Origin of the sequence: Cupriavidus metallidurans CH34, assembly GCF_000196015.1 — a bacterium.
GTDB classification, from domain to species: Bacteria; Pseudomonadota; Gammaproteobacteria; order Burkholderiales; family Burkholderiaceae; genus Cupriavidus; species Cupriavidus metallidurans.
In genome coordinates this window covers 1,169,810-1,189,851 of sequence record NC_007974.2, presented here as the reverse complement: position 1 = coordinate 1,189,851, position 20,042 = coordinate 1,169,810, and the positions used below count along the sequence as shown (strand labels likewise).

The following is a 20,042-nucleotide window of genomic DNA, read 5'->3' as shown; positions in this document are numbered from 1 at the left end:
GAGCCGGTACGTCAGGCGCCCGGGAGGCCGAGCAGGCGCTTGGCGACGATGTTGAGCTGCACCTCGCTGGTCCCGCCCTCGATCGAATTGGCCTTGGTGCGCAGCCAGCTCCGCGCCAGGGCGCCGTCCTGGCTGCGTTCGCCTTCCCACTCCAGGGCGTCAGTGCCGCCGACGGACATCAACAGTTCATAGCGTCGCTTGTTCAGTTCTGCGCCGTAGTACTTCAGCACGGAAGAGAACGCTGCCATTCCCTCGCCTTGCTTGGCCAGGTCGCGTGCCCGCTCGCCGGCGGCCGCAAAGGCGGCTTCGTCAATCTCGAACTGGGCAATCTGGGCACGCAGCATCGGATCGTCGAGGCGGCGTTGCGCATCCACGCCGATGACTTTCGCCGCGTGGCGACCCATGGGCTCGCGGAAGCCACGGCTGCCAATGGCGCTGATCATTTCGCGCTCGTGCGTCAGCAGATACTTGGCGATTTCCCATCCACGGTTCGGCTCGCCGACCAACTGGTGGCACGGCACCTTCACATCGTCGAAGAAGGTCTCGCAGAAGGGAGATTTGCCTGAGATCAGCACGATGGGCCGGGTGGAGACCCCGGGGGTTTCCATGTCGAACAACAGGAAACTGATACCCGTGTGCTTCTGCGCCTGGAAGTCGGTGCGCACCAGGCAGAAGATCCAGTCGGCCTTGTCGGCGTACGAAGTCCAGATCTTCTGGCCGTTGACGATAAAGTGGCCGTCACGCTCTTCAGCGCGCGTTTGCAGCGCCGCCAGGTCGGAGCCGGCATTGGGCTCCGAGTAGCCCTGGCACCAGCGGATCTCTCCGCGTGCGATCTTGGGCAGGTGCCCCTGCTTTTGCGCCTCGGTGCCGTACTTCAGCAGCGCCGGGCCCAGCATCGAGATGCCGAAGCTCTGCAGCGGCGTCCGGCAGTTCAATCGGGCCATTTCGGCGCGCAGCACCCGGGCCTGCGCCGGACTGAGCCCGCCGCCGCCATATTGGGTTGGCCACTCCGGAACGGTCCAGCCCTTTTCGGCCATGCGTTGCAGCCACAGGCGCTGCGCATCGGACTGATAGCGGAACTTGCGCCCGCCCCAGCAGATGTCGTCCTCGTTGCGCACCGGTTGGCGCATCTCCGCCGGGCAGTTCGCTTCCAGCCAGGCATGCGCCTCCTGCCGAAATGTCTCCAGTCCGTCCACAATTGTCTCCTTGTTGCGTCCCTGGGAAGCCGTGCCACGCGGGCATCGGTCTGCCGGAAAATCGGATCAAGGTTGTTCCATGCCACAGTCTTATTTTTCTAAAACACTTGCAGAAGGTGGCGGGTACGGCAACTTTTATACAAGCCGACCCAAAGGGCGTCAATACTCCAAAACCTAACCCGAGTGGCTTGCCGAGCGCGAAGCCGTGGAGGTCGGATGCGACCCGTCGCTCGAGGGTGGCGCGACGCGGAGTGCGAATCATGTCAGCGAGTGCGGTAGAAAATAGCTTAACTTCTGCGAAGATTGATCGAAGCGCTCATCATGCTTCGCAATCCCGGAAGTTTCATTGCCTCGATCGATCCGGTGGCAGGCACCGCCAGGAGCGGGTACTTCGGCCCGATTCAGGTCTCTTGTCGAGAGAATATTGACGACATTCCTGGCATTCTTCTTTTCCATACCATTCATACGAATTTTTTATGGAGACGAGAAAGCTCGTCCGAACGGTGTGGTTAGTGCTCGCAGGGATAGGACAACCATGTCCATACCTGTATGTCTGCATATGAGAAACGTGACCGGTTTCTCCAAATGCCACCGGCAATTTGTGCTTTCTTTTCATAAGCTAGTGCCAGTGGCGGAAGTTCAGTCGAAAGCGATGCGACGCATGAGGGCAGTACACCTGCTTACATGCGTTACCCACTCTCCACATTTTGAAACGCAACAATGGAGGTACAATGCGCCCCACTTTGTATCTCACATATAACAAATGAGCCCCCGGCCTTCTCGTTTGGCGTGTGTAGACGCGCTGAAGGCGGTCAGCTCGCAGCTGATCGTGTTGCACCATCTGGCCTTCTATGGGCCGATGTCCGATGCCGCCCAATCTCTGGCCCCCGGCCTGATCGGCTGGCTGTCTGACTACGCGCGCATCGCGGTGCAGGTGTTCCTGGTCATCAGCGGATTCCTTGCCGCGCGCAGCCTGGCTCCCGCCGGACGCCTGACCGCCCAGAGCCCGCTTTCCACGGTATGGCGCCGCTATCAGAAACTGGTCGTGCCCTACACCGTGGCGATGCTCGTCGCGATCATCGGCGCCGCCATCGCGCGGACGTGGATGCATCACGACTCGATACCCGCCGCGCCGCACCTGACGCAGGTCATCGCGCACATCCTGCTGCTGCACAACATCCTCGATGTGGACGCGCTGTCCGCAGGCGTCTGGTATATCGCGATCGATCTGCAACTGTTCGCGCTGCTGGTATTCGCGCTCTGGCTGGCGCGCGCGGTGTCACGCGATACGTTGCCGCTGGGCGTGCCGACGGTGGCCGCGCTAGCGGTGGCCTCGCTGTTCTGGTTCAACCGTGATGCCACCTGGGATATCTGGGCGATCTACTTCTTTGGCGCCTACGGCATGGGCACGCTCGCGTACTGGGCGTCGAACCCCGATCGTTCTCCGGTGGCCCTGATCGCGCTTGGCGCGGTTGGCGTGGCGGCCCTGACGATGGACTTCCGCCTGCGTATCGCCGTCGCGCTGGTCACGGCGCTGGTGCTGGCCATCTCCCGCCGCGGGGGCTGGCTCGAGCATTGGCCGGGTGGCCGCGTCACCGCATACTTCGGCAAGATCTCGTACTCGGTCTTCCTCGTGCACTTTCCGGTCTGCCTGGTAGTGAACGCCTTGGTGTTCCATTTCGCTCCGGGCCAGCCGATGCTCAACGCTTTGGGGATGTTGCTGGCGTGGGTCGCCAGCAACGTAGCCGGCGCTGTATTCCATCGCTATGTGGAGGCTGCCAGCCCGCTGCGCTCGGTGATCGACTTCGTCAAGGAAGGGATTCACACCCGCAAGTGGACGCGGGGCGAAAAGCCCCAGGCCTGAGCGGCCGGCGTCAACCTCGTCAAATCAATGCTGGTGCGTCCGCACCAGCATGTACCGCCTTCGTCATGCATCCCGCACCCGTCCGGTGCGTGCGGAATGTCACTCACGGTAACAACCCCAGTTGAGGGTTGGCATGGCCATTGCCTAGTATGGATATATAAACCTGACCAACTGGTCAGGTTTCGATCCGGGGAGACGAGGCTGCCATGTCCGATCATATCGTTCTGACCTCGCACACACGCCGCGACAAGCCGGCCGAGCCGATTCACTGGGGCGCACCCACGGCGGCCGAGCGGGGGCCGGTCATTGCCAGCCTGACAGACCCCGCGCAGCGCAACGTTATTGGTACCCACGCTGGCGCCTATGCGATCTATCGCGCGCTGGCAGTGGCGGCGGGCAGCCTGCAGCGCGCGCATCGTCCCGACCTGACCGATACATCCCCGGCCGAAGCCATCGGCCCGCACCCGCAGTGGGGCGATCCGGACAGGATCGTGTCGCTGGATCCCTGGGGCCACCTGGTCTCCACCGTCTTCGCCGACCGCATCGCCGCCGGGGTGGACATCCGTCCGACCATCGCCATCACGCGTGCACATATCAACATGCCCGAACTCATGGCCGCGATCTCGGCCGGACGGCTCAAGCCCGACGGCGACATCCTCGAGGCCAATGGCGACGTGCGCGTGACCAAGGCGGCGGTGGACCCGGTCTGGTACCTGCCCGGCATCGCGCGCCGCTTCAATATCAAGGAGAGCGTGCTGCGCCGCAGCCTGTTCGAGCAGACCGGCGGCATGTTTCCCGAACTTGTGACGCGACCCGATCTGAAGGTGTTCCTGCCTCCGATCGGCGGCATGACGCTCTATTTTTTCGGCGATGTCACAAAGCTGGGCCAGCCCGATACCCGCGTCGCCTGCCGCGTGCATGACGAATGCAATGGCTCCGACGTGTTCGGGTCGGACATCTGCACATGCCGCCCGTATCTGGCGCACGGTATCGAGGTTTGTATCGAGATGGCGCAGCAGGGTGGCGTGGGCCTGGTGGTCTATAACCGGAAGGAAGGCCGCGCGCTTGGCGAGGTGACGAAGTTCCTGGTCTACAACGCGCGCAAGCGCCAGGTGGGCGGCGACCGCGCCGAAACCTACTTCGAACGTACCGAATGCGTGGCCGGCGTGCAGGACATGCGGTTCCAGGAATTGATGCCGGATGTATTTCACTGGCTCGGGATCAGGAGGATCGATCGCTGGGCCTCGATGAGCAACATGAAGCACGGCGCGCTGACGGCGCAGGGTATCGAGGTGGTGGAGCAGGTGGCGATTCCCGAGTCCCTGATCCCGGCCGATGCGCGCGTGGAAATCGATGCGAAGGTGGCGGCGGGTTATTTCTCCAGGTACACGCCGCCCGACGCCAAGGAACTCGCCCAGGCAAAGGGCAGGGGGTTGAAGGAATGAATGAATTTCCGGAAGGAGGCAGAGCAGGACGCGACGATGGCATGGGCAGCGGCTGGCATAGCCCCGTTCCACCCGATCATCCCGCGGCTGCGCTGCTCAGTGCGGAAGCCGTGCGAACGCGTTGCGCGGTGGTGACGGACTTCGTGGCCTCGGGGGAATCCGAGTTGTTCACGTGGCACCCGGACCGCGTTCACGCGATCGCCGACTATGTGGCCGCGACGATTCGCCGCCGCTATCCGACGTTGCAGGTGCCGTATCACAGCCGCTGGCGCCATTTTGAAAGTGGCGGGCCGGGGCAGGCCACGATCAACCGCTGGCAGATCCTGTGCGAGCGCGCGGGCATGTCGGGCCCCGAGCATCGCGAGGAGCGCGCGCGGATCGGCATAGATCTGGTGATCCCGAGCGTGCTGCTCGATGCGGGCGCTGGGCCCGACTGGCGCTACCGCGATGCGGCCAGCGACATGATGCTGACGCGCTCGGAGGGGCTCGGCGTGGCCAGCTTCGACCTGTTCGCGCGTGGCGGCTTCTCCGCCGGGCAAGGCGATCCGTTACGTTCCGACGCCGACCGCCTTTGCCGCATCGACGCCTCGACCATTGCCTCGGCGTTCCAGGTGGCGCAGCACAACCCGCTGGTCGGCCTGGAAGGCCGCGCGGGACTTCTGCGCCGGCTCGGGGAGGTGATGCAGGACACACCGGCGGTGTTTGGCAGCCCGGCACGGCTCGGCAACCTGTATGACTATCTGGCCTCGCATGCGCGCGAAGGCCGGATCGAAGCGAGCTTCGTGCTGCGCACGCTGCTGGTGGCGCTGGGCCCTGTGTGGCCAGGCCGGCTGCAGATCCAGGGGATCTCGCTCGGGGATTGCTGGCGGCATCCGGCGGCTCCCGAGGGTATGGTGCCGTTCCACAAACTCACGCAATGGCTGACCTATTCGTTGCTGGAGCCGCTGGAGGATGCGGGGCTGACCGTGACCGGGCTCGATGCGCTGACGGGTCTGCCCGAGTACCGCAACGGTGGCCTGCTGTACGACTTCGAACTGATGGTGCCACGCGATGCCACGTTCGCCAGCCGCGCGCACGCGGTGGATGAGCCGGAGATCGTCGAATGGCGAGCGCTGACCGTGACGGGGCTGGATCTGATCGCTGATGGCGTGCGGCAGGCGCTCGGTTTGAGCGAAGCGGACTTTCCGCTGGCGCGTGTGCTCGAGGGCGGCACGTGGGCGGCGGGGCGGCGTGTCGCGGCGCAGCGGCGTCCACCGGGCGGGCCGCCGCCGTTCGCAATACAGAGCGACGGCACTGTGTTCTAGCGCGTCGCGCATGGATCGAACGCACGGAAGCAGGCAGTAGACAACGGACAGCAGACAACGGAAACGATTCGCTGGCAGCCCCAGACGTGGCGGGCCCAAGGACCGCCTTGCCCGAACTTCACGAGAGTTTGTCACTCAAGGAGCGCACCATGAACGATCTGCCAGCCGCGGCTGCGGCCACGGAGACCTATGTCAACCCCGATAAGGCCACGTCGCCTTCGGTCATGGTCGTGAATCATCCACTGGTGCAGCACAAGGTCACACTCGTGCGCAACGAGGACACCACCACCGACAACTTCCGGCGCCTGGTGCGGGAGATCAGCCAGCTCCTGACCTACGAGGCGACGCGCGACCTGGCGATGGAGATCATCTCGATCCGCACGCCGATCGCGCCCATGCAGTCGCCGGTGCTGTCCGGCAAGAAGCTCTGTCTGGTATCGATCCTCCGTGCCGGCAACGGCTTTCTCGACGGGATGCTGGAACTGCTGCCGGCTGCTCGCGTGGGTCATATCGGCCTGTACCGCGACCCCGAGACACTGGAGCCGATCGAGTACTACTTCAAGATGCCCGAGGACATCGGCGAGCGGATGGTGATCGTCGTCGACCCGATGCTGGCTACGGGCAACTCGGCCATCGCCGCATTGAATCGTCTCAAGGAAGCGGGGGTGACCACCATGAAGTATGTCTGCCTGATTGCATCGCGGCCCGGATTACGCGCGCTGCAGGCAGCGCACCCTGATGTCTGCATCGTCACGGCGGCCATTGACGAGCAACTCAACGAGCACGGCTATATCGTGCCCGGTCTCGGCGATGCCGGTGACCGGCTCTACGGCACCAAATGATGGGCGCGCCGGCGCTTGCGCCGCCCGTGCGCGAATCGGGAGGCCGTATCCGGCAGGAGAATGAGGCGCAGATCCTGCGCGCCGCGGAACACGTGTTCGCGCGCGCGGGGTTCGCCGGGGCCACGATGGCCGACATCGCGCTGCACGCCGGCATGCCGAAGTCGAACCTGCACTACTACTTCCGGACGAAGCAGGCGCTGTACCGCGCCGTGCTGGCGCACACGTTGCAGCTCTGGCTATCGGAGACCGATATCATCAGCGCCGACCATGCGCCGCGCGTGGCGCTGGAGCAGTACATCCGCGCCAAGATGCGGCTGTCGGCCAGCCATCCGGACGCGTCTCGCGTGTTCGCCAACGAGTTGCTGCACGGCGCCCCTGAGATCGGCGGCGTGCTGCGTGAAGCGTTGCGCGAACTGGTGACGCGCAAGGCCATGGTGATTCGCTCATGGATTGAAGACGGTCAGATGGCCCGTGTCGACCCCTATCACCTCTTCTTCACGATCTGGGCCGCCACGCAGACGTACGCGGACTTCGATGCGCAGGTCTGCGCCGTGCTGGGCGTCAGCCAGCTCGACACCGAGGACTTCGAACGCGCCACCGAGCACCTGGTGGCATTGCTGCTGCGTGGCTGCGGGCTGGATCAGGAAGCCTCGCTGGCCTGAGCCAGCATCTAGCATGGCAGTTGCCATGCAGTCTTCGTCTACCATTGCCACGTCACCGCCACCGGGATCACAAGGGACGCCTCATGTTCGACACCATCCTGCGCCACTGCAATATGCCTGACGGACGTACCGATATCGATATCGGCATTGCCAACGGGCGGATCGCGGCGGTGGAGCCACGGATCGCGGCAACGGCGGGCGAGGAGATCGACGCTGCTGGACAGCTTGTCTCGCCGCCGTTCGTCGATGCGCACTTCCATATGGACTCCACGCTGTCATACGGCCTGCCGCGCGTGAACCAGTCCGGCACGCTGCTCGAGGGCATCGCGCTGTGGGGGGAGCTGAAGCCGCTGCTTACGCAGGATGCCATCGTCGAGCGCGCGCTGGCGTATTGCGACTGGGCCGTCTCCAAAGGGCTGCTGGCGATCCGTTCCCACGTGGATGTGTGCGATCCGCGCCTGCTGGCCACGGAGGCGCTGCTGCACGTGCGTGAGCGCGTCAGGCCCTACCTGGATCTGCAACTCGTGGCATTTCCGCAGGACGGTCTGCTGCGCGCACCGGATGCGCTCAACAACCTTCGCCGCGCGCTGGACCTTGGCGTCGATGTGGTGGGCGGCATTCCGCATTTTGAGCGCACGATGGCCGACGGCGCGGCGTCGGTGAAGATGCTCTGCGAGGAAGCCGCCGAGCGCGGGTTGCGCGTGGACATGCATTGCGACGAAAGCGACGACCCGATGTCGCGCCATATCGAGACGCTGGCGAGCGAATCGGTACGGCTGGGTTTGCAGGGACGCGTCACGGGTTCGCATCTGACGTCGATGCATTCGATGGACAATTACTACGTCTCCAAGCTGCTGCCGCTGATGCGAGAGGCCGGCGTATCGGCCATCGCCAATCCGCTGATCAACATCACGCTGCAGGGGCGGCACGATACCTATCCGAAGCGGCGCGGCATGACGCGCGTGCCCGAGATGCTTGCCGCCGGCATTCCTGTGGCCTTCGGTCACGACTGTGTGATGGACCCCTGGTACAGCCTTGGCTCGGGCGACATGCTAGAGGTGGCCCACATGGGTCTGCACGTCGCGCAGATGACGGGGCAGGACGCCATGCGCGCGTGTTTCACCGCTGTGACAGAAACGCCGGCACGTATCCTGGGTCTCGAAGGCTATGGGATCTCGCCGGGCCGCCGCGCGGATCTGGTGCTGCTGCAGGCGCGGGACCCGGTGGAGGCGCTCCGCCTGCGCGCAACGCGGCTGCTGGTAATGCGGGCAGGGAATGTCATCGCCCGCACGGCGCCGGCCACCGCAATGCTGGCGCTCGCGGGTCGACCGGCTCAAGTCGACTTCCAGTTACACCGGGCATGACGATGTGGAGCGTTTTTTGAAGAATCGATGAATTTTGTGTTGACAGAGATCGGCTTGCTCAGCATAATCTCTTTCTTCGCATCGCAGCAGCAATGCAGCGAAACGAAGCCCAGATGGCGGAATTGGTAGACGCACTAGGTTCAGGTCCTAGCGGTGGCAACACTGTGGAGGTTCGAGTCCTCTTCTGGGCACCAAATTCAGAAAAGCCCCGCGCAAGCGGGGCTTTTTTCGTTTCTCCGCCCGGAAAGAAAGGCCCTTGAGGGCCTTTCGCGAGGACGAGACAAGGTTGCGCATGCAAGCGCAACCCGGGGTCGCGCATGGGTGACCGAGTCCTCTTCTGGGCACCAAATTCAGAAAAGCCCCGCGCAAGCGGGGCTTTTTCGTTTTTCCGCCCGAGGCTTAAGAGGACCGGCTCCAGGAAGAATGACTGACACTGTCAGGCAAAATTCTCAGGGCGTGCCGCTCCCGTCCGGCAACCCGCATTACGGTCTAACTGACACGCCGGCTTTGACCTATGCTCCAGTTTGATCGGGCACGATTCAATAACGCCCGGCAAGGTGGTTGCCATGTCCGTACTGTTCACGTGCGGGAGAGGGGAGGGCGCCGGGCATTGTCCCGGCTGGGAGCGCTGTGTCGCCGCGCACCCAGGGCACCATTCCTGTCTCCATCTGGGCTTCCTGATCGTGCTGCTTGCGAGCGCCGCGGCCTGCGCCGAGGAACTTGCGAGCGGGCCGCCAGGCGCGGATATGCCGCCGTCGATTGTCCAGGACAAACGCGACGCGGGCACGCCGCCTGCGGAAGCCGCCACACCGGAATCCCCATCGCTCGAGCCACCTCGCATGGTGGCCATGGACGACGATCCTGATCAGCCTGCGCCTGTCAACGTGCTGGCTTCGGAGCAGATGTCGGTGCCCAGTGGAGAGCATGAGGTCGTGGGCAGCGCGGGACCGATCGATCGCCAGGTCGAAACGTACCGGGCCGGCACGCGCCCGGCGATGCTGCATCTCGATGACATGACAACGGCAACCGGGTTCGTCGATGGCGGCACGCGCACCATGGCACTGGCGATGGATACGCCGCTGTCGCGCAACAGATCCGGTCCCACCCTGCAGTCCCGTGTCGAGATGGCATACCGTCCTGGCATGGCGCCGGTACCCGGCAACTGGGACGCGCCACCGGGCGAGGCCAATGCCACCGGGCTGGCCGTGCGGCTGTATAGCTCCGCGCCCACGCGCCTGAATGGTGTCTACCCCTTCGTTGAAGCGGACTGGTGGCAAGACAATCGCGCACGCACCATCAACATCAACGGCACGCGCATCGACACCGATCTGCTGCGTGGTCTACTGTCCTTCAACGTCGGCGCGCACAGCAATTCGACCACCGGCCTGAAACTATGGGTCAAGGCGCGCGCAGGACGCAACGCGGGCGGAACTCTGGGTGCCAGATACCGCTGGTAAGGGATGGCGGAAGCAGTGTCGCGGTAGTGTCTGACGAGGGAGTATCTGGTATTCGAGAAATAATTTTCACGAAGTACTTGCGCGCGATGCGAATTGCGATACAATTCGGGCCTCGCGTGCGGCTGTAGCTCAGTTGGATAGAGTACTTGGCTACGAACCAAGGGGTCGTGGGTTCGAATCCTGCCAGCCGCGCCACCTATTAAAAGGGCTTCCAGAAATGGAAGCCCTTTTTCATTTTGGGTTGCTGCGCGAGGGTATGTCTGGCTCGATTGTGTTCAGTGGATTCATCTGAAGACGATGACCGACTCGTATGTGGTGGCCGCTGCGGCAATCGATGGTGCAAAGCAGCGGCTGCGATGGATGGCACAGTCGCCGTAAGGTCGTTCTGTCGGGGCTTATACGCCCAGAGACTAGCCGCCGGCCCTTCGATGCCAAATGGCATTTCGCTTGCCTGAGAACCTGTGCCCTAAAGGCCGCGTCGCACAATCAGAAAACCCTTGGATCGGCATTTGGGTTTGTGCGCCTCGTGTAGATGTCGCTTTCGCCGGAACATCTGTGAACGCATTGGCCCACAGGGCACGAACTGGCAAGCACCCAAAGTGTACAGCGGCCTTTCACAGCCCCCCAAAAAATCCAACCCCAATGTACGTTTCCCCGCGCAACCACTCGCCGGGGCCATTGACAGCCGCCAACCCGGAAGCACATTATTCGTCCCTATCAGATGCGCCTCCGGAGCAACTCGCGCCCCTGCTGATGCCCGGAAGGCCGCCATTCCCATGGGAAACGGGGTCATGAATTCATCCATCCGCAGATTGGCGGGCGCAGTTGCGCTTGCCGTTTTCCTTTCCGCTTGCTCGTCCACGTCGGAGCGTTCGGTAGCCGATTCGGCCGTCGAACAGCCGCCATCCGACCAAGCGATGAAAACCCTCTCGGCCGAGGTGTTCACCTACGCCTATCCGCTCGTCCTGATGGACGTTACGCGTGAGGTGGCGACGGCCAAGGTGCCGGTCAATACATTCGGTCACAAGCGCGCCTTCCCGGACGCGGCCTTTACCGACGTTGTCAGCCCGAATGGCGACACCTTGTATTCGTCGGCGTGGCTGGACCTGTCGAAGGAGCCGATGGTGCTGTCCGTGCCCGATACCAGCGGTCGCTATTACCTGATGCCGATGCTTGATGCCTGGACCAATGTCTTCGCGTCGCCGGGCAAGCGCACGACTGGTACGAAGCGCGGGGTTTTCGCAATCGTCGGCCCGAACTGGCAGGGGCAGTTGCCCAAGGGTGTGAAGGAGATCCGGTCGCCCACCGATATGGCCTGGCTGATTGGTCGGATTCAGACCAATGGCAAGCAGGACTATGCGAACGTGCACCGGCTGCAGGATCAGTTCCGCCTGGTGCCGCTGTCGGCTTGGCGCAAGGGCAGCCGTACCGCAGTGCAGCCCGTGCCGCGCGCAGCGATGATCGATACGGAGACGCCGCCGGCCGAGCAGGTGGCGGCGATGGACGCCCAGGCATTCTTTACCCGTCTGGCCGCGCTGCTGCCCGCCAACCCGCCCGCAGCCGATGACACCGCGATGGTCGAGAAGATGCAGCGCATGGGCATCAAGGCCGGTCAGCCGTTCAAGACAACTGTGCTGGAGCCGTCGACGGCGCGCGCCGTGCAGGAGGGTGCATCCGCCGCGCTGACGATGATCAAGGCCAATGGGCGCAAGAGCGCTGCCGGCAATATGGGCTGGCGTGTCCAGCGCGATATCGGGGTATATGGCACGGACTATGGCCGCCGCGCCGTGGTGGCGATGTTCGGTCTGGGCGCGAATCTGCCCGAGGATGCGATCTACCCGACCGCGCGCGCCGATGCGATGGGCCGCCCGTTCGATGGTGGCAGCCGCTACGTCCTGCACTTCGACAAGTCACAGTTGCCGCCGGTGAAAGCCTTCTGGTCGCTGACGATGTACAACGAAAAGCAGGCATTCGTTAGCAACTCGATGCAGCGCTACGCGATCGGCAGCCGTGATCGCCTGCGCTACAACCGCGATGGCTCTCTGGACATCTATATCCAGTACGAACGGCCCGACGAGCGCAAGGTATCCAACTGGCTGCCGGCGCCGCCCGACGCCTTCAATCTGATGCTGCGAGCCTACTGGCCGGACCAGGTGGTGCTCGATGGAAAGTGGATGCCGCCCGCCGTCCAGCGCGTGAACTGATTTCCCGCGCCACGCCCGGCAAGGGCGTGGTGAGGCCCTCATCCGAGCGCAGTGAGCGCAATGCCTACCCTTAGAACTTGTACTTGATCCCCGCGTAGAACGCGCGGCCGCTGCCCGGATAGAACACCGACGTATTGGCCGTCCGCGCATCCGTGACGGTGCTGAAATCGCTGATATAGCGTTTGTCCGTCAGGTTGCGGGCATCGAGGAACAGCGTCACGCCACGCTCGAACTCGTAGCTCGCCTCGATACCGAACAGCACGTAGCTTGGCACCTTGAGCGTGTTGGCGTAGTCCACCCATGCACCGGTCGGCACCCAGTCGATTGTGCCCGCCACGCGCAGGCGCGAGTTTCGGCTATAGGCCAGCGTCGTGCGCAGCACGTGCTGCGGCACCCCGGCGATCCGGTTGTTGCCATAGACCGGATCGTTGTCGAAGCGGAAGTCACTGTAGTTCCAGAGTTGGGACACATTGACCTTGTCGCTGCTGCCGAACACGTTGCGTAGCACGTCTACATTCGCGCCAAGCTCCACGCCTTGCAGGGTCGTCTTGTTCGCGTTGAACGTTGACGCGGGGATGTCGGGGCTGACCGTGTACTGCAGCAGCTGGTCGCGCACCAGAGAGCGGTACAGCGTCAGATCCCAGCCGAAACGGTCCTGCTGGCCGCGCGTGCCGAGTTCCAGCGTCCAGCCGTGCTGGGCGGCCAGTGGCACGAACTGCTGTGTCATGCCGATCGTCTGGTTCAGGTCCGTGAAATCGGGGACATCGGCGCTACGGGTGATGTCGATGAACGCCTGGACGTTCTTCTTTGGTTCCCACAGCACGCCAAACTTCGGATTCACGCCGCTATAGCTCGTGGCGTCCGACTTCGGCGTTGGATTGGTAGGCAGGCCACCATAGTCCTTGTACTCGCGGCGGTTGCGGTACGCCTTGGCGCCAGCCATCAGCGCCACGGTGGGCAGCACATAGAGGCGGTCTTCGAGATAGAGCTCGTAGTTGTAGGCATCCTGCGCCGAATTCAGCGTCTGCGCGCCACGATTGCCATTGACGTTGACGTACTGGCGCGCGTCGTTGTTGCCGCCAAAGAATCGCATCCCGGCGATCAACTGGTTACGCATGCCGCCAAGCGCGAATTCGCCCGTGTAGCGGGGCGCGAAGCCATAGGTCCAGTAGTCCTGGTCGATCACCTGGAAGATCGGGTGATACAGGCTCTTGTGGATCGCCCAGGTAGTGAAGTCGATCTGGCCGCTGTCGAGCTTGATGGTGGTGACATTGGCCAGGCGCTCGGTGCGCGTGTTGCGTGCCTGGTCGCCCGCCAGCGCGCTCGGCGATGCCATGCGCGGATTGTTCAGCGCATCGTTCAGAGAGAGCGTGCCGGGCAGCAACTGATCGACGATATAGGCGCCAAAGTAGAAGCGCGTCTCCACCGCCGGGCTGAACCGGTAGCCGACATTGGCGTTGAGCTGCTCGTACTGGCCGCGTTCATGATTGCGATAGCCGTCGGAATGGCTGACCGTGGCGTTGACCAGGAAGTCCCAGTTGCCGATCTGCCGTGACACCTGGCCACTGCCGCGCACGGTGCCGAAACTGCCCCCATCCAGGCGGACCATGTTTGGCGCGTCGGCGGTCAGCGCGGTGGGCGTAGTGAAGTTGATGGCGCCGCCCAGGGTGGTGCTGCCATACGCCAGCCCGTTGCCGCCCTTGTAGACTTCGGCGGCCGAAAGACCGAGCGGATCGATCTGGTAGAAGTCGCCGCTGCCGTCGGCAAAGTTGGTCGGCACGCCGTCCTGCAGGATTTCCAGGCCACGCGTGTGGTAGCCGCGCGCAATTCCCGAGCCACGGATCGACAGCCGCAACTCCTGGCCGTAACGTTCCTGTACGTAAACACCCGGTGCATCCTTGAGCACATCGCGCAGGTCGCTGGCGTACGTGTTGCTATAGGAGTCCGCATCAACAAAGCCCACGGATCCAGCCGACTGGAACAATGACTGGCGCTGCTGCGCGATGCCCGGGGCGGTCAACGAACCCGCCGCGGCAGCCGTGGCGGTGACAGGAGGAAGGGTTGGAATCTCGGCAGGAACGCTTGCCGGAACGGTTTGGGCGAAGGCCACACCAGACAGTGCGGCGGCAGGAAGCGCCGCTGCGCGGCGCCATTTTTTTTGTCGTTGCATTGCTTGCGGTCGATAGGCCCACGCCGAGGATTCAACGTGGGCCAGATATGCTCTTATTTTGGCTCGACCGCAAGGATACGGAGGGGAGAATCCGTGCGCCATGCGACACAGCGACGCAACGGACCTTCTTGCCTTATATCGAAAGTTGTCCCGCGCAGTTAGGGTCGCAGGCAGTACCGTGAGCGTGCGCCGCTGCCGCGCTGCGCGCACTTCCGGGGGCAGGCTGGGTCACACGTTTCCAAGTCACGGGTGGCTGGCTTGCCAGCTTGCCGCGCAACTGGCGCGTTGCCGTGATCATGTTCGCCAGCGCCGCTTCCGTTTCCGGCCAGCCGCGCGTCTTGAGACCGCAGTCCGGGTTCACCCACAGCCGCTCTGGCGGAATCACTTCGCACGCCCGCTCGAGCAGCCGGGTGATGGCTTCCACCGTCGGCACGCGCGGCGAGTGGATGTCGTAGACGCCCGGTCCGATTTCATTCGGGTAGTCGAACTCCCCGAAGCCTTCCAGCAATTCCATCGCCGAGCGCGAGGTCTCGATCGTGATCACGTCGGCATCCATGGCTGCGATGGCCGGCAGGATGTCGTTGAACTCCGCGTAGCACATATGGGTGTGGATCTGGGTCTGGTCCGATACGCCGGCGGCCGACAGCCGGAAGGCATTGACGGCCCACTCGAGGTACGCGGTCCAGTCGTCGCGGCGCAGGGGCAGGCCTTCGCGCAGTGCCGGTTCGTCGATCTGGATGATGCGGATGCCGGCCGCTTCCAGATCGCGTACCTCGTCGCGGATCGCCAGGGCCAGTTGACGCGCCGTGGTGGCACGCGGCTGGTCGTCGCGCACGAATGACCATTGCAGCATTGTCACCGGGCCGGTCAACATGCCCTTCATCGGCTTGTCGGTCAGCGACTGTGCGTAGCGTGCCGTGTCCACGGTCATCGGCTCGGGGCGATACACATCGCCATAGATCACCGGCGGCTTGACGCAACGCGAGCCATAGCTTTGCACCCAGCCGTTCTCGGTGAATGCGTAGCCGCAGAGTTGTTCACCGAAGTACTCGACCATGTCGTTACGCTCGGCCTCGCCATGCACCAGCACGTCGATGCCAAGTGCTTCCTGCTTGCGCACCGCCAGTTCGATCTCGCCACGGATGCGCTGCAGGTAGTCCAGCGCGCCGATCTCGCCACGCTTGTATGCCGCGCGGGTTTGCCGGATCGCCGTGGTCTGCGGGAACGAACCGATCGTGGTGGTGGGCAGCGCGGGCAGTTGCAGCGCCTCGCGCTGGCGTTCGATGCGGATATCGAAGGCGCTGGCGCGATCGGCCATGTCGGCGGTGACAGCGGCCAGGCGACCTTGTACCCGCTGGTTGACCACGCGGCGCGACGTGCGGCGCGATTCGCGTGCTGCGTCTGATGCCGCGAGCTGCGTCGCCGCTGCGGCTTTGCCCTGATTCAGCGCCACGGCCAGCGTGCGCAGTTCCTCGAGCTTTTCTGTAGCGAAGGCCAGCCACGATTTCAGTTCGGGATCGAGGCGTTGTTCGGCATCGAGCGATACGGGCACGTGCAGCAGCGAGCAGGACGGGGCGATCCAGAGACGGTCGCCGAGTTGTGCGTGAAGCGGGGCGAGCGTCGCCAGCACGGCACGCAGGTCCGCGCGCCAGATGTTGCGGCCGTCGATCACACCTGCCGACAGCACCGCGTTGGCGGGCAGCACCTGCAGCCAGGTTTCCAGTTGCTCGGGCGCGCGCACCAGATCGACATGGAAGCCATGCACCGGCAGCGCGGCGGCCCGTGCCGCATGGGGAGCGGCGGTGTCGAAGTAGGTAGCCAGCAGGACCTTCGGACCCGCGTCGGCCAGATCGACCAGATCGACCAGATCGACATAAGCGCGATCAATGGCGTCGAGCCACTCGGCGTCGATATCGAGGCACAGTACCGGCTCGTCGATCTGCACCCATTCGATACCGCGCTCGCGCAGTTGCGCCAGGATGCGGCGGTAGGCCTGCACGACCTTGGGCAGCAAGGTGAGGCGATCGAACCCGGGGACGTGCGACTTCGACAGGTACAGGTAAGTGACCGGGCCGATCAGGACGGGGCGCGTAGCCAGGCCCAGTGCCAGGGCTTCATCGACTTCATCGAGGAACCATGTGGGGCCGCCATCGAACGTGCTGTCCGCATCGAGTTCGGGGACGAGGTAGTGGTAGTTCGTATCGAACCACTTGGTCATTTCCATGGCCGGCTGGGCGGCATTGCCGCGTGCCAGTTCGTAATACTGGGCCAGCGTCAGCGATGCGGCGTCAAAGCCGAAACGCTTCGGCAGCGCGCCCAGCAGTGCGGTCAGTCCGAGCATCTGGTCATACCAGGCGAAGTCGCCGGCAGCCACGGTCGCCAGGCCGGCATCGGCCTGCAGCTGCCAGTGACGACGTCGCAGCGTGGTGCCGGTTTCGCGCAAGGCGGCTTCGGGCGTTTCGCCGCGCCAGAACGCTTCCTGCGCGAATTTCAGCTCACGACGCGCGCCAATGCGCGGAAATCCGAGGATATGTGTGCGTGCCATCCGTTACTCCCAAGTCCGGTATCTGATATGGCGCACAGTTTCGGATTGCGGGTAAAATGAATCAAGCGATAAGTTCTAAACAAAGAGTGAATGAAATTCATATCAAAAACGAGGCTGGGCAATGATTGAAGTCCGCCATTTCCGCTCGCTCGTGGCCATCGCCGAATCGGGCAAGCTGGCAACGGCCGCTGAACGCGTGCACGTGAGCCAGTCGGCGCTCTCCCATCAGATCAAGGCCATCGAGGCGCACTATGACATGCCGCTGTTCGATCGCACGCGCCAGGGATTGCGTTTCACGCCCGCAGGGGAACGCCTGCTGGCCCTGGCACGCGAGGCGTTGGCGGCGATCAGCGCGGCCGAGCGCGATCTGCTGCGCCTCAAGGGCGATACGCGCGGGGAGTTGCGCGTGGTACTCGAATGCCACACCTGTTTCGACTGGCTGATGCCTGTGATGGACGAGTTCCGTCGCCGCTGGCCCGAGGTGGAGGTGGATCTGGTTGCCGGATTCCACGCAGACCCGCTGGCACTGTTGAACAACGGCAAGGCGGATATGGTGATCGGATCGAAGCCGCCGGTAAAGCGGGGGCTGACCGTGGCGCCGTTGTTCCGCTTCGAGATTCTGGCGGTGATGGCCAACGAGCATCGGCTGCGCAGCAAGCGGCGCATCGAGGCACAGGACCTGGCGGGAGAAACGCTGATTACCTATCCCGTGCCGGAGCAGCGGATCGATCTGATCCGCGAGGTGCTGGAGCCGGCCGGTATTCGTCTGCAGCGGCGCACCGCGGAGCTTACGGTGGCGGTGCTGCAACTCGTGGCCAGCCGGCGTGGCGTCGCCGCGCTACCGAACTGGGGCGTGAAGAACTACGTCGATCACGACTACGTGCTGGCCAAACGCATCGGCACGAAGGGGCTGTGGAGCGAGCTATACGCGACGGTGCCGGCCGCCATCGCCGACCGGCCCTATGTGGACGATTTCGTGTCGATCGTGCGCGATATCTGCGCGGCCGAACTCGACGGGATTGAACTGCTGGGGACGCCGGCCTAGCGGCTCAGGCTCAGGCTCAGGCGTGGGCGGCCTCGGCTTCGACCTCAACGCAACCCACCAGAAGCATGTCGACGTCATCAGAGAACTCGGCGTCGACAACCTCGACTTCAACGCCGTAGCCGACTCGGCGCACGAACAGATGCAACAGGTCAGCCGCCGGCGCTTCGCAGCAGAGGTTGACCATGTGGCCGCGTTCGCTGTCGACCTGAAGTTGGCGCAGTGCGAGCCCCGTGCGACGGGCGCTGGCAAGCACCCATTCCAGGCTACCGAAGACGTCGGCGCGGTCGAGGCGGAGGGCGAGCTGGAGGGTGGGCAGGGGCATGGCAGGGTCCGGAAGCAAGGCGTAAGTGATGCGTAAGCAGTTCGGTAAATTTACCAGTGCACCCGCAAAATTGGCTTCTGATTTTTCTGTGTGGACCGCCAATTTTCAGAATGAATATCTTCGTTGGTGTAGATTTGAGGTTATTTCATCTTCACTGGACGATTTTCCGTGAACAACCCGCTCAAACTCGATGAGATCGATCGTCGCATCCTGCGCGAGTTGCGCCGCGACGGCCGTATCTCCAATGCGAAGCTGGCCGAGCGTGTCGGCCTGTCCGCCACGCCTTGCTGGAACCGGGTCAAGGCCCTGGAGGACGCTGGCGTAATCAGTGGCTATGCCGCGCTGCTGAACCAGAAGGCGCTGGGCTTGCCTGATACGGTGCTGATCGAAGTCACGCTCGATCGCCACGACGACGAGATGTTCAATCGCTTCGGCGAGGCGCTGGCGCAGTTGCCTGAAGTGCTGGAGGCTCATCTGCTGACGGGCGAGTACGACTACCTGATCAAGGTGGCGGTGGCAGGTACGGAAGGCTATGAGGAATTCCTGCGCCACAAGCTCTACAAGCTTCCCGGCCTGCGACACAGCCACTCGACTTTCGTGCTGCGCACGCTGAAGCGCGAGCCGTCGGTCGAACCCTGATCCTGGCTGGAACCTAGCGGGCAGCCAGCCTGCCGAGCCGGGGCGCGAGCGCGGTGGTCACCACGCCCATCCCGATCAGTGCGAGGCCGATCGACAGATCGAGCGAGATCTGTTCGTGCCATGCCACGGTCGACAGCACCAGCCCGATCACCGGAACACCAAGCATGGCAATCGAGGTGGCGGCCGGCGGCAATGACTGCGTCACGTTCAGCACGACGATAAAGGTCAGCGCGGTGGCGAGCGGTCCCGTATAGGCGATCACCGGCCAGATGTCGACCATTGCGCCCAGGTCGGGCGCGCCATCTCGCAACCAGGCGAGGGCAATCAGCGGCACGGTTGCCACGGCGCATTCCCAGGGAATCATGTCCGCGCCGAGCCGGATTGCACGATTTGCGCGCAACTGAATGATGCTGACCGACCACGCCAGTGATGCACCGAGCAGCATCGTCAGGCCCATCACCGTGTGCAGTTCCCAGCCTCCGAGCGCCGGCGCGACGATCACGGCGATGCCGGCGTAACTGAATGCGGTCGCCAGCCATTGCAGGCGCGATGGCCGTTCGCCGAGCACCAGCGAGGAAAGCGGGATCACCCAGATGGCGGTCGCATACGCAATCACCGATGCGCGGCCCGGCGGCACGTACTGCAGCGCCCACAACGCCAAGGCCGTGAATGCGCCCATCTGCAGCAGGCCGACGCCGATCACCAGCGGCCATTCCTGCCGCGAGGGCAGGCGGAGCCTGCGCAGAGCGCCGAGCACGAGGAAGCTGATCAGCGCGGCCGAGCCGAACCGGCAGGCGGCGAACCAGAGCGGGCTGATGTGGGCCAGTCCCATCTTCATGACTGGCCAGTTACCGCCCCAAATCACGACTGCACCAATCAATGGCAGAAAAGACCGGAATCCGGTGGTTGCCGGAGCGCGGGAAGAAGCGGTGGATGGGACGGTAGCGGACATGCGAAGCGAGAGAGATCGTTTGCGAAAAGTC

Annotated in this window: 16 protein-coding genes and 2 tRNA genes; 12 read left to right on the top strand and 6 right to left on the bottom strand. The window is 63.7% G+C overall.

Going from position 1 to position 20,042, the window contains the following annotated elements; genetic code table 11:
* Positions 1–11: 11 nt before the first annotated feature.
* Positions 12–1,196 (bottom strand): acyl-CoA dehydrogenase family protein, encoded by a 1,185-nt coding sequence (locus RMET_RS23555; RefSeq protein WP_011519023.1) that lies wholly within the window; start codon positions 1,194–1,196, stop codon positions 12–14.
* Between the two features lie 258 nt (positions 1,197–1,454).
* Positions 1,455–1,652 carry a hypothetical protein gene (locus RMET_RS33710; protein WP_152560216.1) on the bottom strand — a complete coding sequence of 66 codons (198 nt, stop codon included), beginning with the start codon at positions 1,650–1,652 and terminating at the stop codon, positions 1,455–1,457.
* 307 nt (positions 1,653–1,959) lie between these two features.
* On the opposite strand from RMET_RS33710, the gene RMET_RS23550 reads away from it, so the two are divergent.
* The 10 genes from RMET_RS23550 (at position 1,960) to RMET_RS23505 (ending at position 12,338) form a co-directional block, all read left to right on the top strand.
* Positions 1,960–3,060: an acyltransferase family protein gene (locus RMET_RS23550; protein WP_011519022.1), complete on the top strand. Its 1,101-nt coding sequence runs from the start codon at positions 1,960–1,962 to the stop codon at positions 3,058–3,060.
* A 206-nt stretch (positions 3,061–3,266) separates the two neighbouring features.
* Positions 3,267–4,505: a GTP cyclohydrolase II gene (locus RMET_RS23545; RefSeq protein ID WP_008648510.1), complete on the top strand. Its 1,239-nt coding sequence runs from the start codon at positions 3,267–3,269 to the stop codon at positions 4,503–4,505.
* On the top strand, positions 4,502–5,809 hold the full coding sequence (locus RMET_RS23540; RefSeq protein WP_011519021.1) for a URC4/urg3 family protein: 1,308 nt from the start codon (positions 4,502–4,504) through the stop codon (positions 5,807–5,809). The genes RMET_RS23545 and RMET_RS23540 overlap by 4 nt, the downstream gene beginning before the upstream one ends.
* A gap of 149 nt (positions 5,810–5,958) precedes the next feature.
* A complete protein-coding gene (gene upp, locus RMET_RS23535) occupies positions 5,959–6,651 on the top strand; it encodes a uracil phosphoribosyltransferase (RefSeq protein ID WP_029309611.1) in 693 nt (230 codons plus the stop codon).
* On the top strand, positions 6,651–7,313 hold the full coding sequence (locus RMET_RS23530) for a TetR/AcrR family transcriptional regulator (protein WP_035821386.1): 663 nt from the start codon (positions 6,651–6,653) through the stop codon (positions 7,311–7,313). The genes upp and RMET_RS23530 overlap by 1 nt, the downstream gene beginning before the upstream one ends.
* 83 nt (positions 7,314–7,396) lie before the next feature.
* Positions 7,397–8,677, top strand: a complete 1,281-nt coding sequence (locus RMET_RS23525; RefSeq protein ID WP_011519018.1) for an amidohydrolase family protein — start codon at positions 7,397–7,399, stop codon at positions 8,675–8,677.
* Between the two features lie 107 nt (positions 8,678–8,784).
* Positions 8,785–8,871, top strand: a tRNA-Leu gene (locus tag RMET_RS23520).
* 372 nt (positions 8,872–9,243) lie between these two features.
* Positions 9,244–10,134 (top strand): hypothetical protein, encoded by an 891-nt coding sequence (locus RMET_RS23515; protein ID WP_011519017.1) that lies wholly within the window; start codon positions 9,244–9,246, stop codon positions 10,132–10,134.
* A 118-nt stretch (positions 10,135–10,252) separates the two neighbouring features.
* A tRNA-Arg gene (locus RMET_RS23510) sits at positions 10,253–10,329 on the top strand.
* A gap of 596 nt (positions 10,330–10,925) precedes the next feature.
* Positions 10,926–12,338 (top strand): DUF1254 domain-containing protein, encoded by a 1,413-nt coding sequence (locus RMET_RS23505; RefSeq protein ID WP_011519016.1) that lies wholly within the window; start codon positions 10,926–10,928, stop codon positions 12,336–12,338.
* Positions 12,339–12,408: 70 nt separating this feature from the next.
* Here RMET_RS23505 and RMET_RS23500 read toward each other — a convergent pair whose 3' ends face one another.
* Together RMET_RS23500 and metE are read right to left on the bottom strand one after the other, a co-directional pair.
* Positions 12,409–14,508 carry a TonB-dependent receptor family protein gene (locus RMET_RS23500; RefSeq protein ID WP_029309959.1) on the bottom strand — a complete coding sequence of 700 codons (2,100 nt, stop codon included), beginning with the start codon at positions 14,506–14,508 and terminating at the stop codon, positions 12,409–12,411.
* 133 nt (positions 14,509–14,641) lie between these two features.
* Positions 14,642–17,053, bottom strand: a complete 2,412-nt coding sequence (metE, locus tag RMET_RS23495) for a 5-methyltetrahydropteroyltriglutamate--homocysteine S-methyltransferase (RefSeq protein ID WP_011519014.1) — start codon at positions 17,051–17,053, stop codon at positions 14,642–14,644.
* 121 nt (positions 17,054–17,174) lie between these two features.
* On the opposite strand from metE, the gene RMET_RS23490 reads away from it, so the two are divergent.
* On the top strand, positions 17,175–18,098 hold the full coding sequence (locus RMET_RS23490; RefSeq protein WP_011519013.1) for a LysR family transcriptional regulator: 924 nt from the start codon (positions 17,175–17,177) through the stop codon (positions 18,096–18,098).
* A 16-nt stretch (positions 18,099–18,114) separates the two neighbouring features.
* Here the strand turns inward: RMET_RS23490 and RMET_RS23485 are convergent, their stop codons facing one another.
* Positions 18,115–18,420, bottom strand: coding sequence for a hypothetical protein (locus RMET_RS23485; RefSeq protein ID WP_011519012.1), 306 nt, complete (start codon positions 18,418–18,420; stop codon positions 18,115–18,117).
* Between the two features lie 168 nt (positions 18,421–18,588).
* Between RMET_RS23485 and RMET_RS23480 the strand changes: the two genes are divergently transcribed.
* Positions 18,589–19,059: an Lrp/AsnC family transcriptional regulator gene (locus RMET_RS23480; protein WP_008649534.1), complete on the top strand. Its 471-nt coding sequence runs from the start codon at positions 18,589–18,591 to the stop codon at positions 19,057–19,059.
* A 13-nt stretch (positions 19,060–19,072) separates the two neighbouring features.
* Here RMET_RS23480 and RMET_RS23475 read toward each other — a convergent pair whose 3' ends face one another.
* The gene (locus tag RMET_RS23475; RefSeq protein WP_011519011.1) at positions 19,073–20,011 is read right to left on the bottom strand and encodes a DMT family transporter; all 939 of its coding nucleotides are present in this window, start codon (positions 20,009–20,011) and stop codon (positions 19,073–19,075) included.
* Positions 20,012–20,042 lie beyond the last annotated feature (31 nt).